The organism is Plesiomonas sp. (genome assembly GCF_051650925.1).
Lineage (GTDB): Bacteria > Pseudomonadota > Gammaproteobacteria > Enterobacterales > CAMTGL01 > Plesiomonas.
On sequence record NZ_JBOFRH010000376.1, the window covers coordinates 1 to 12,807 of the forward strand.

General features: G+C 46.6%; 9 protein-coding genes. 1 reads left to right on the top strand and 8 read right to left on the bottom strand.

Features of this window, described 5'->3' with window-relative positions; genetic code table 11:
- Positions 1 to 543 (top strand): esterase-like activity of phytase family protein (locus tag ACRC27_RS08595; protein ID WP_438639688.1); only part of this gene is annotated, 543 nt, incomplete at its 5' end.
- 111 nt (positions 544 to 654) lie between these two features.
- Here the strand turns inward: ACRC27_RS08595 and ACRC27_RS08600 are convergent.
- The 8 genes from ACRC27_RS08600 to tssH all read right to left on the bottom strand — a co-directional run.
- Positions 655 to 1,098 carry a hypothetical protein gene (locus tag ACRC27_RS08600; RefSeq protein WP_438639689.1) on the bottom strand — a complete coding sequence of 148 codons (444 nt, stop codon included), beginning with the start codon at positions 1,096 to 1,098 and terminating at the stop codon, positions 655 to 657.
- A 245-nt stretch (positions 1,099 to 1,343) separates the two neighbouring features.
- The gene (locus ACRC27_RS08605) at positions 1,344 to 3,374 is read right to left on the bottom strand and encodes a type VI secretion system Vgr family protein (RefSeq protein ID WP_438639690.1); all 2,031 of its coding nucleotides are present in this window, start codon (positions 3,372 to 3,374) and stop codon (positions 1,344 to 1,346) included.
- Between the two features lie 50 nt (positions 3,375 to 3,424).
- Positions 3,425 to 3,712, bottom strand: coding sequence for a type VI secretion system PAAR protein (locus ACRC27_RS08610; protein WP_438639691.1), 288 nt, complete (start codon positions 3,710 to 3,712; stop codon positions 3,425 to 3,427).
- 15 nt (positions 3,713 to 3,727) lie between these two features.
- Entirely contained in the window at positions 3,728 to 7,216 is a 3,489-nt protein-coding gene (tssM, locus tag ACRC27_RS08615; RefSeq protein ID WP_438639692.1) for a type VI secretion system membrane subunit TssM, read from the bottom strand.
- A 25-nt stretch (positions 7,217 to 7,241) separates the two neighbouring features.
- Positions 7,242 to 8,675, bottom strand: a complete 1,434-nt coding sequence (gene tssA / locus ACRC27_RS08620) for a type VI secretion system protein TssA (protein ID WP_438639693.1) — start codon at positions 8,673 to 8,675, stop codon at positions 7,242 to 7,244.
- A gap of 8 nt (positions 8,676 to 8,683) precedes the next feature.
- A complete protein-coding gene (gene vasI, locus ACRC27_RS08625) occupies positions 8,684 to 9,310 on the bottom strand; it encodes a type VI secretion system-associated protein VasI (RefSeq protein ID WP_438639694.1) in 627 nt (208 codons plus the stop codon).
- Positions 9,307 to 10,848: a sigma-54 interaction domain-containing protein gene (locus tag ACRC27_RS08630; protein ID WP_438631293.1), complete on the bottom strand. Its 1,542-nt coding sequence runs from the start codon at positions 10,846 to 10,848 to the stop codon at positions 9,307 to 9,309. The genes vasI and ACRC27_RS08630 overlap by 4 nt, the downstream gene beginning before the upstream one ends.
- 2 nt (positions 10,849 to 10,850) lie before the next feature.
- The coding region (gene tssH / locus ACRC27_RS08635) for a type VI secretion system ATPase TssH (RefSeq protein WP_438639695.1) at positions 10,851 to 12,807 on the bottom strand (1,957 nt) is incomplete at its 5' end.

A 12,807-nucleotide genomic window follows, 5' to 3' on the forward strand; every position in this document is an offset into this window, starting at 1 on the left:
TATCCTATTGATATAGCGAGTTATAAAAAAGCCAAAGATGCCAAGATTGGCGATATTGTCGCTATCGATAACCAGCATATTTTACTGGTGGAACAAGGCAGTGATAAAGATAAGCAAATGATCAATAAAATTTATCTTGTCGACCTTACTCAAGCCAGTGATTTAACGCCATTTGATAATAACGGTACCCCGCCTGAATTTGATGATGCTGAAGCACTGGCTAAACGCGGTGTAACACTGGCACAAAAACGTGAGATTGCCGACCTGCGTAAACTTGGCTGGCAACACGAAAAAGTGGAAGGTCTGGCGCTGATTGATAATCAACGTATTGCCATACTCAATGACAATGATTTCGGCCTACAACCCACATTGATTAACGCAGATCCGAAAGCAAAGAAGATCACCGACTACCAAGTGGATCAGCAAGGAAAACTCAGTTTTAAGGGTAATCCAGTAGCAACAACACTGGCTTTACAGCCGTTAAAAAAACCTGAGTCACTCAGTGAATTGTGGGTGATCACTTTACCAGCCGCATTGCGGTAAAAGTACAGAGCTTGGTTGATTGCCAAGCTCATTAATACCTGATGATTATCAGAGAATGAATTAACTTATTATTTCTTAATTAGAATATCTTTTATTTTATTGATATTTATTTTAATCCCCATTGATAATCTGCGGAGTGGCAAGCAATACTCTGAATAAAAAATATGCAAACGCCATCACCGGAATCAATGTAGTTACCATATCAGCAACAGTATGATACTGCTGGTACCACATCAGAGCTAAATAACTGGCAAACAGCCCCATCATCAATTTACGTAAAGGGCGCATAAGTACACCTACTGAAATGGCCAGCGAAAATGAAACCGAGGTATGGGTACTGTAATCCAATCCCAGCGCTGGCCATATCAATAGCGCATTATCCAAAAACATCAGACCATACGAAAACACCAACATCCCCAGACAAAATAAGAGTGCTTTGAATAGCTGTGATTTACTCTGTTTTTTACATAGTTGCCAGAGTAATCCTAAGCAAAATAATACAGCTAAGCTTGGAATATAAGCATCTGCTATTTTATCGAGTGTTTCGTAATCCATTAGTGGTTATCCATGATGTTGATAGAGGTAGGTAATAACTAAATCAGAATACTTAGTTTCACTCATTACGCACACCATGACCATTACTTTTAAAGTATGCAACTACACCTCCCCATCCAATCAGTCACAATCTTACCCGCAGCGAGGACATAAGCTGTATAGCTTGAATACCATCCTCTTTTCTATTGAGATAAATACCACTGCCGTTAAATCTGATAGGGATGTGCTAATATTGAAACAACTTATCAAGCTGATGGTTGATAATCTACATTAGACGTTCTTTCTTTAACCAAGGCTTCTATTGTCTTTTCAGGCGGAATGGTTTTGGTCTGTTCAACCGAGCTATGCTCTTTTTCTGCGCCAACGTCTTTGGGGTATTTTGGCATCCTTCCTGCCCAATCCACCCCCGAACCAGAGCTTCCTCCAGCATTGAGTTTGATTTCAGGACCAACTAACCGAACGCCACTTGGGTCAACGTTGATAAAGCTACCACTCGCCTTAAAAGTGACCTCACTACTCGCCTCGAGTACGATCTTGTCCCCTACGTGAATGTGCACCTCTTGCCCTGCATTTACCCGTAACGATTGCCCCATTTTCTGATGTATTGAACCATCAACGGTCAGAGAAAGATCAGCGTTGATGTGCTCACGTTTTCCCCCCTCAATCGTCAAGTAATCATTAGCATTAATATGTGTTATGCGCTGATGGTCGATATCACAATGTTCATCGTGTTTGAGACACCACGTAGTATCGTTTTCTATCAGCACATTCAGATCTTTTTGGCCATGGATGTAGATCTCTTCCTGCCCGGCATTATCTTCAAAATGCAATTCATTAAAGCCTTCCCCCTGATAAGTCTCGGTGCGCAGCACAGTACGCGTTTTATGCACAGGCAGCGCATACGGCGAGCGCTGAGTGGCATGATAAGTCCGCCCTGTCACAATGGGCTGATCGGGGTCACCATCTAAAAAAGAGACAATCACTTCATGGCCAATACGCGGAATAGCTATCATGCCATACTGCCCACCCGCCCAACCTTGTGATACTCGTACCCAACAAGAGCTTTGCGCGTTACTCGTACCGTATCTATCCCACGGAAATTGCAGTTTGACCCGACCATACTCATCACAGTAAATCTCCTCCCCCTGAGGACCAACAACAGTAGCCATCTGTGGGCCATCAATCTGTGGTTTATGCGGTGCGAGCAAACGCCAAACTGTGCTTTTTTTCACCGATTCAAAACTGTTGTAGTAAACGGTAGCACTAGCTCCCCCTTCTTCCTCCAGCGCCTGTGGTTGCTCTCCATGGTGATGAACCCGTACTATTTGCCAGTTAATATTGACGTTATTATTCGGGTGCTCTGATAAGGAAAAATACAAACCTGGCCTGAGTTCTGCCGCGTTCGATGTGCCTTGCCCCATCACCGCATCAACACGTAATGCATCAAGACGATACCCAGTAAAAGCTTTACCACTGATATCCTGTTTAAAACGGCCCGGATAATCAAAATACTGATAGCCCATCTGCTGGTGTGCCAATTCTGTTGTCTGATTTTTATGCATGAGTGCATAATCAGGCGTCTTAAAACAGTAGTCCTTCAGCACCACATCCGCCGACCGAATGGCTTCTTGATAGCGAAACTGCCGGATATAGGCTCCCCGCTGCATCCCCTGATTCGTAGGATTAAAAAACAGATCCGGGCCACGGAATAAGGCTGCGGTATCATCAGCAAACACAACGCGGTGCTTGCTCTGCTCAAACTCGTGGAAATAGAACATGCCCTCTTCAGCAGCTAATCGGCTGATAAAAGCCAGATCTGTCTCTCGATACTGCACACAATATTCTCGCTGAGCATGCACATTTCTCAACGCAAATGCATATTCGGTGATCCCCGCTTCTTGCAATAAAATACTGATAATCTCTTGTGGCTGCAGCGCCTGAAAAATTCGAGCATTGTGATGCAGGCTCAATCTCCATAACATCGGCCTTACTTCCATACGATAACGGGTCCGACGAAAACCTGTTTCCCCTTGTACAAACTGGCTCACAACACCGTTAATCCGCCGCTGCAAAACGCCCTCAAACCACACCAAAAGCTCACAGGGCTGATCCAATACAGCACCAAAATCGATATCTGGCTGTAAACTGGCCAATGCCAAACTTAAGGTAAAAGGCTCGCTCAATGTTTCATCCAAATCGAACGTGGCTACTGCAAAGGTCGAATCAGGTAAAATCCCCACCTTCACGGTAAACTGTAATCCCGTACTCTCTGCCATCCATCTTCACCTTAAGATCTGGTTATTTTGCTGGATTATCATTTTTAACATTACCCTGCCTTGCCACTGCTGCTACCAATCATCACACCACCACAACCAACAGCACTTCCGGTCACGGCAATCGGTTTGCCGTTAACCAGCACCGAATCAATACCTCCAGAGATGCTGCGTGGATGCGGCGGGCTACCGGGTTTATCATGTGGCTGCAATGCATCGCCTTGCCGAGCAAGTGGTTTACTATCGAGAAAGACATCTGAACTTGCCGTTATCACGGGAGAAGGGTGAAAACCATCATGATCGGTTCCCAGATCACCAAGCAACACAATTGAAGGACACATGCACTTCTCCCTGAGTTAATAGAGTGACTCTGGTAAGCGGAATTGGCTAAATAACCCCCCCGCAAACGGATTATGGCTAGCATCTGCGTACACGCGGTATGTCATGGCACCTTGATCAACCGGAAAACGCACATCAAAAGTCGCCTCATTCACCTGCGTTAGCTCACCGTTTTGCATCAAACGAAACATCGCCCAAGGGCCAATAAACCCTTCACTACGAGGGGATCTCTCTTGATTATCAGGCACCAGAGTAATCTTGCTCTCCGCACCATCACGCATCGAATTCGGCCAGATCAAGGGGATTTTATTACGCCGCCCATGGGCATACTCCAACAATTGGCCATCAAGATTCAGAACACTACGGCGTTTATTGGCGGTCAGTTCAATTGGCTCTAACGCAAACTGTACCTCTAATGATCCTTGGCTATTAAAGAAGGTCTCTCGGATCTGTGTTGCCCGCTCCAGTTGCTTTAACAGTTCCAACTGAATAGGCGAACCTAAATCAGCATCCATTAATCCGCCTTCAACCATCGGTTTAAGATTGGCCTGATAAAAACTGTCTAATGTGCCATTTGGAGAGAAGAAACGCTCTATCTCAGAAAGAGGTGCATCTTTGGTTGAAGAGGGATCAAACGGGTAACGATCAGCCAACTGAGTATTGAACGGCACAATAACCTGATCTAACCATGCTTGATTCAGAGAAGAGATCGCCAAATCAACCACCAACTGTGCACTTTGTTCCGCCAACTGACTGACCCAACGATCCAGTGGCACGGGCAGATTGCGGGCATACTGTTGTAGTGCAAAGACGGGATCTGAGTACTTATTGTTTAATCGTAACTGTACGGCTTTCAGCGCCGACTGACCGGGGTCGGTTGCATTCACAATCAGATCAAGATAGTGGTATAACTCGGTCATTTTTTGATTAACTTGTTGAATCAATGGCTCTTGCTCACCCGCTGCGACCAGTACCGCATTACTGGCTATAAACGGCTGCTCTATGTGGGTTGTCAAGATCTGGCTATTCTCACCAGCCTGTTGACGACGCTGTGTGTTTTCATTGAGCGTTGTTAACACGCGTTGAAACGGTTGGTCATTACTGATAATTGCCGAAATAACACTCAGTGCCTGCTCAAGGCTGGTCAGTGGTTGTATATCCACATCCCTCAGCAACGTTTGCCACTGATTGATGTAATCAGCCACATAACGATCAGTCACTTGACGGATAATCTCCCCACGATCAGCCTGACTCAAATGCACTTGCTGGCGCTGGCCGAGTACCCAACTGTCCATCTCCGTCAACTCAAGCAGCGCGTTATCTTGCTTAAGATAGAAATCACTCAAACCAGACCACGTCATCAGGCGTGGAATATTCCCAGCAGCATCATGATTTAAGGTGAAAACCGTATCAAAAATCGGGCCGACTTCATCTTGTATCATCAGATCTGAAGAGAGTTGATCATCGGCTTTAACCCGCAAATTTTGATATACCCGCTGAGACATCGGCAATTTACTCAGCTCATGCTGGGCATTGTAAATCGGTTTTTGAAAGGGAATAAAAGCAGCAATAGCCGCCAAATCTTTCTGCTGGCGAGCCCGGTTCCAGTTTGTATACTGCAAAGCATAATCCAGATGCTGCATCAATTGCTCTTGCACCTGCCCTTGCTCTGGAAACGCACGTTGCCAGCGCTGCGCCATAAATTGTTCAACAACCGTCTTATTGCGGCCAGATGCGTCATCGAGCATCCGCATGACACGTAAAATAGCCAGCTTCTGCTCACTGCCTGCCGAAGCTTGATTCAGATCATTGAGCAAGCCCTGCATCACTGCCGGTAAAAAACGCAAACTCAGCAGTTCAAGGTAATTTTTTTCAACATAAGGCCCTATTTTATTACCCTGATATAAACCAAGATCGACGAAGAACGGTACTTTTTCACGATAATCACCAAAAGAGAGTGTGGCTTGACGAATCAAGTTCAAACGCGGTAGTTGGTTATAACCAAACTCTTGCTGGCCACTCATTTCCTCTGCATAAGTAAACGATTGCGTCTTAGTCAGTACATTACGCACAGCCGTATCATTTATGTGATAGAAGTGCTGCCAGCCTGCAATCAACAACACACTGCAAAAGAAAAGCCCGCTAATTCCTACCCACACCCTGCGCTGCCGCTGCAATGCATATACGCGGCTCTCACCGGCTAAATCTGCTTCAGGAAAAATAATGTCTGCAAACAAACGACGCACAAAAAAGGTATTTGATTCACCACGTAATGCAGAGTAAACCGGTTCAGATAATTGGTAACGGTGAGTTGTTGCACGCATAAAAGCATCAAAAGGGACACCTTGTTGATAAACTGAACTGGTGTACACCCCGCGTATCAAGAAGCTTTTTTGCTCTTTTTCATCCAACATCTCACCAAGTACATCCAATACATAATCTTTTATACCCGCAAGTTGCCTGACAAATAAAAACAGAGCACTGCGCTGCGAAGCATCAAGCCCCCCTAACATCATCGTCGGCATATGCGTATTCAAATGGGCCAGCCATTGCTCCCAAAATATAGCCAACTCCTGTAACCAGTAGTCACCAGACGCCGCATCTGGGCTGAATGTAATACCGAGCACAGCTTCGCGCGCATTTTTGTCTAACTGCTGATAGATAACATCAAAACCATGCAACATATCCAACTTAGTCAGCGTGATATACAGCGGCAAACAAGTATGCATGTTGACACTCATCTCTTGTAGACGGGCACGCATTAACTGAGCATAAGCTTTACGCTCTGCAACCCCTGCCTGTGCTAACCAAGCCAGATCCAGTGTCAAAACCACGCCATTAAGCGGCTGCCGACGGCGATGCAGACTTAACCAATTAAGCAAATGTAACCACAACCGCTCATGGCTGTTATCTTCCTTTTCACCACGGGTAGGGCTGTGATCCAACAAATATCCACGAGGATCTAACATCACTGCCTGTTCTCCCACCCAACAGTCGACATGCAGATTGGGTGCGTAATCACGCAATGCTGCTTCCAAGCGAGGGTTTAACTTATTGGCCGGATTTGCCCGATGAATAAGACTACTCTTACCGCTGCCAGATAAACCGATCACCAGATACCAAGGTTGGCGATATAAAACCTGTGAGCCAACATGCTCACGTAGCACCTGTAACCAGCTGTCTAAAAATTGCTGTTGAGCATCCACCAATGGCTGAACCGGGTCAGACTCCATACTCTCTTGTATATGTTGTTCAGCTTTAAGCTGCTTCACCTTTTTCCATATACACCAAGAGGTGATGCCAAAGATCAGCCATAACCAGACCAATGTAAAAACAACTCTAGCCCACACACCAGCCAGTGGTTTGTTCTGCATGATGTTCAGAGCAGGCCCCTGCCACCACACCAAAATCAGCATCAACACCCAAAAGAAAATACCCGTGGCAATCCATGGCGCAGGGAAACGCGGCATCATCTGTTTTATGAAGATTAAAAGGGTTTTGAACATAAATGACCATTCAACTCCGAATGTCTCAGTTCGACCGCAAGGTCGCATAATGAGCAAGGCGTGTTACCAAACCCGGCTCCCATTGTGCCAGCCCCAAACTCTGGGCTTCCTGCCACAGAGTTTGATACTGTTGGGCTGCCAGAGCTGGCATCCCTTCTGCTGCGAGTAAATCAGCCCCCGCCAATTGATGATAAAAACGTGCTCGTGGTTCTTTCAGTTGACTCAAGCGGTCATTTAACAAAGTCAGTGCTGCGACCAGCCCCTGAGATTGAAAACAACGTTGCAGATCCGTGATAGGATTGCTTTTTCCTGCCATTTCAGAAGAAGCTAATGTGGTTTGTAACCACTGAATGCACGCATTGCCTAAAAAAGGCGAACCATCACTAAAGGTGAGTTCACGTAACAGCGGAAGCCGATTTAAAAACGCGGCAAGCTCCTCAGCCATTGCGATAGCGACAGCTCCATAACCGAGCTTCACCGCCACCTGAGCTGACAGATGATGCCCATCAAACCAATACGGGGAGAGTGTCAGGCTCTGTTCTATCTGCTCCCATAATGTCTGATCAGCTTGCGATAAAGCCGTTTGATATTCATTAATTCGGTCTGGCGACATCGGCGATAACGGGGTTTTATTCCCTTTACTGATTACAGGGGGGGCAGTAATACCCTGCCACAGTGCATTACGCCTCAGGCGATAACCTATCGGGCTTTCAGGCTGTTGCTCAATCAATAATTCGGCCATCTGCATTTGGCTACTACGCCACTTCCGATCATCGGAACTATTCATGATCTGTGCATTTGAACTGACTGATATAGGGATAGGGGAAACAGAAAAGGCACTTTGTTGCGGGGTAGAGAGTTTTGTTTGAGTATTGCCGTCTTTATCTATGTTGGCTTTATCTGCATGAGCTTGTTCTTGTTGATGGCGTTGTATGTGGTACAAACCAGCAAGCAACGCTTCTAGCGCCACACCATGATTTGGCACAAGCTCCAGCCAATGCTGCTGCAACCGCTGGGTTAAATTCAGTAGGTGTTCTATTTGTTCTGACGATGCACTGTGACATACCCGCGCTAATATCCCCTCAAACCGTTTAATTATCTGGTTAAATATCCGTAACTTTTGCTGCAGATTCACTGGCCAAGCAGACACCCAGTATGCCTGAATCCAACAATCGAGCAGCAACAATGCGGTGGTAAACGATGCTACGTTGGCAGGGTGCTGCAAACAACGTAGCAAATGTGCTAATACCCGCATATCTTTGGTCTGTGTCTCGAACAAAGATAAACACTGATCAGCCACTTTATTTAGATCCACCTGACTATGAGCCAAAGATCCGAGCTTAACTAACTCGGTATCTACCGTTTCCCATATTGGATTATCGGCAGAGATAGGAAGCGGTATCATTTCGTCTGGTAACGGAGCCAATAAACGTAAACACCATGGATGTGAATCAGTCATATTATCACCTACCAGCGGCACTGCTGACGCAGAGGGCGCAGTGCATCAGCTAATCCATTCAGGTCTACGCGTACAGTCATCCTTTTATTTTTTGCCTGCAACGTTAATACCTGCTGACCTGCCCAGTGCTTAAGCTCCTCAATGGCCGGTAATCCACGACCAAACTCCAGCAACATGCCTTTATCGCGCACAAACCAGTTACTCGATGCGGGCAGATCATCGGTCTGCGCGATAACCTGAGTATCTGGCCATGGTGCATCTAATCGTAACCAAATTCGGGTGATCACATCGGCACAACTGATTGCCAGCGTTGCGCCACGTAGTGCTGGACGGGTCAACAATAACGCATCAGAATCCGGCTTATGTCCAAGTATAAACAACGGGGAGTCACCGCTACGCTGCGTTTCTTGTTGCTGAATATCATGCCATGCTGCCGAATGCGGTTCGGAAAGAGCGCCAAACACACTTTGCGCAGGTACATCAGCTATCGCGTCATAACATGCCAGACGAACTAAAGGGGCGGGTTGTTCACGACAATGCTGCCACTGTGTAGGTAAAACAGATTTAGCATCGGCTTGTTTTATCAGTAATAACACTCCGCTTAACATCCAAAAAATGGCTATCCATAGCTTCATCCGTTTACCTCCAGCTTTTGACACTTATGGTCTAAGGTTCGCTTAGGGATATTCAGACTCTCTGCAACGCGGGTGCGGTTTCCTTGGAAGTAACGCAAACGTGCTTCTATTACTGCAGTTTCATACTGCTGTAATGCCTCACGCAGATTATTAATATGGCAAAAATCATCATCGCTTTGATTCAAATCGGTACTTATTCGATGACGACTCTCTGGTGATAATGCATTTAGCGTAACCTCTTGCCCTGATGGAGTATGAGCACAAGCCACTTCCAGTAAATTACGTAACTCACGCACATTACCCGGAAAGTCATATCCCACTAACTGTTTGAGGAAATTACGGTGCAATGGGCCAAAGGTCTTCCTTTCTTGGCGAGCAAAATCGGCAATAAAATACTCACTGAGCAGACTGATATCTTCTGGCCGCTCACGCAACGGTGTCACCATCAACATGCACTGACATAACCTGTGGTATAAATCTTGCCGAAATACCCCTTCAGTGACTCGCTGCATCAGAGGTTGGTGAGTGGCAGCAATGAGGCGAAAATCAGAATAAATCTCTTTCTCTCCGCCTAATGGCCGAAAGTAACGCGTTTCTAATACGCGTAATAATTTAGCCTGCATACTCAACGGCATGTCGCCGGCCTCATCAAGAAATAAGATGCCACCATTTGCCTGAGCCACCAGCCCATGCTTATTATTTAACGCACCAGAAAATGCCCCTTTTTGATAACCAAATAGCTCACTTTCAATCAAGTTTTCAGGAATGGCTGCACAATTAATCGCCACAAATGGTTTATCGGCACGCTCAGAACACTGATGCAGTAAACGTGCAACCACCTCTTTTCCCGACCCTGTTTCCCCTTGAATCATGACATTCAGACGATGACCCGCCGCTTGTGCTATCTGTTCACGCAATTGATGAATGGCACGAGACTGACCAATGAGTGCATCGTTTAAACAGGCATCTTGCTGACGGCGTTGCTTATTTTCACCACGAATCAAACGCAGCGAGTCTTGCAAATCACTCACACCACGGCGTGACTGTCCTAAATCTCTAAGCAATGTCAGCTGACCAGTAAACACCTGTGCTAATAGAGCCAGTTTTCCCTGTTCTTGCCAGCCTGACAGGTGCTGCGCGGTATCAAACAGCGCCAATACCGCGACAGGCTTTGCATTCTGCCCATGTAACGGCAGGCAATGCATACCACACCGCGCACCGGCTTCCGCCAGCATGCTGCGTAAACCCGTATGCCCAATCCTCACTCCGCTGTGCAGCGAATCCCATGTTCTAACTTGATCATGACAAAGTACAAATGCCAGTGGATGACTAAAGTCGTCGGCTTTCAACGCAAACGCCACCGTCCGTTTTCCCATCCAGCCATGACATTGGAGCATGCGCCCACTGACATCGAGCATTGCCAGCAATGCTCCTTGCGGCTGCCAACCCTGCCGGACAGTATCCAACAACCAGCGACAAAGCAGCGGTTCATCACGCGTCTGAGTCAGAGATAACGCAAATTCGAGTGCCTGTTGCATATTTAGCACACCACCTCAGCGTCAAACTCACCGTCAACAACACGAAAGCTAATCTGCCGAATAACCTTTCCAACGGAGACATGTTGCAGCAGTTGCAGTGACACGGGTGGCAATAAAGCACCATCAATCACCGACTCAAGCATCCGAGCACCATTTTCACTGCGCTTGGCGCGACGTAAGATCTCCTCATACACCGCAGGTTCAATGAGAACAGTAGCAGCAAAACGGCTGTGCAACAGAGCTTCAATACAGGACAATTTATCATGGGTAATTGCAACCAATGTATCGTGGTTTAGCGGAAGGTATGGGATCACTTCCATACGCGCCAGCAAAGCTGGTTTGAAAAATGCAGCCAGTTCTGGGTACAGCGCATCTAACAGACTCTCAGAGAAGAAACTCTCCGGCGTATTGGCATAATCCACAATGGTTTGATAACCCAAATTTGAGGTCAGGAAAAATAGCGCATTCTTACAATCAATAACCCGCCCCTCTCCATCTGCCAGTTCACCTTTATCGAATACCTGATAGAAAATATCCAACACATCTGGATGTGCCTTCTCTACTTCATCCAACAGCACTACAGAGTACGGTTTTTGTCGAATGGCCTCAGTTAGCACACCGCCTTCACCAAAACCGACATAACCTGGTGGTGAGCCAATTAAACGCGAAACGGTATGTTTTTCCTGATATTCAGACATATTGATGGTCGTTAAATATTGCCGCCCACCAAACATCAGATCAGCAATCTGTACTACCGTTTCAGTCTTGCCAACACCACTGGGGCCAACCAATAAAAAGGTGCCCAAAGGACGACCGAGACGACGTAAATCAGCACGTGCCGTCAGTAAATGGCGATGCAAGTGGTTGATAGCCATATCTTGCCCTCTGATGTGAGCACCAAGATGCTCAGGCAATCGTGTCACCACATCCAATTCACTGTGTGAAATCCGGTTCAAGGGGACACCGGTCCACTCAGCAATGACAGCGGTAATCTGCGCTGTATCGACATGCGCAGAAATCAGTACAGACTCTTGCTGCAACATCGCCAGTTCATTTTCCAAACACGCCAATGCACTCGCCTGCGCTTGTACCGGCATCTGTGCCTGAGCATCATCATCTATTTTATTAATGGAATAGGGTGGCGCTTTGCCATTGGGTTTTAGCGTATCTAACAACGCCAAACGCAACGCAACAATTTGTTGTACTTGTGATTTTTGTTGCTGCCAGCAGATGTCCAACTGGGTCAGTTCATCACAAGCCTGCTGTTGCTCTATATGTAGAGTATCTAAACGCTCAGAGTGCTGGCCTAATCCGATGACACACTGACGCTCCAACTGAGCAATTTCTAATTCGCGCTGATGCACCCTATTTTGTAAATGGCTAATCACGCGCGGGGGAGTGGTCAGATTAATCGCAACCCGAGCACAGGCAGTATCGAGAACATCAATCGCTTTATCAGGCAATTGACGACCGGAAATATAACGGGCAGAGAGCTGCGCGGCAGCCTGTAATGCAGCATCATCAATCAGTACGCCGTGTGCTTTTTCATAGACCCCACGCAGACCACGCAAGATAGTAATAGCCTGCTCAATGTCAGGCTCATTCACTTTCACCAGCTGAAAACGGCGAGAAAGCGCGGCATCTTTCTCAATGTATTTTTTGTACTCATGCCATGTTGTTGCTGCAATAGTGCGTAACTCACCACGTGCCAGTGCCGGTTTAATCAAGTTAGAGATATCCAACCCACCGGCCTGATTACCCGCACCTATCAACGTATGCGCTTCATCAATAAAGAGGATCACCGGATATTTAGCCGCATTAACCTCCTGAATAACCCCTTTAAAGCGTTTTTCAAACTCACCCTTTACTGATGCTCCGGCCTGCATCGCGCCCAAATCAAGAGACAGCAGTATGACATCACGTAATTTTTCTGGCACATGGCCGGCCACTATCCGCAGT

Coding starts and splice junctions, on each gene's coding strand:
- ACRC27_RS08600 (WP_438639689.1), bottom strand. CDS start 1,098: ATGGATTACGAAACACTCGATAAAATAGCAGATGCTTATATTCCAAGC.
- ACRC27_RS08605 (WP_438639690.1), bottom strand. CDS start 3,374: ATGGCAGAGAGTACGGGATTACAGTTTACCGTGAAGGTGGGGATTTTA.
- ACRC27_RS08610 (WP_438639691.1), bottom strand. CDS start 3,712: ATGTGTCCTTCAATTGTGTTGCTTGGTGATCTGGGAACCGATCATGAT.
- tssM (WP_438639692.1), bottom strand. CDS start 7,216: ATGTTCAAAACCCTTTTAATCTTCATAAAACAGATGATGCCGCGTTTC.
- tssA (WP_438639693.1), bottom strand. CDS start 8,675: ATGACTGATTCACATCCATGGTGTTTACGTTTATTGGCTCCGTTACCA.
- vasI (WP_438639694.1), bottom strand. CDS start 9,310: ATGAAGCTATGGATAGCCATTTTTTGGATGTTAAGCGGAGTGTTATTA.
- ACRC27_RS08630 (WP_438631293.1), bottom strand. CDS start 10,848: ATGCAACAGGCACTCGAATTTGCGTTATCTCTGACTCAGACGCGTGAT.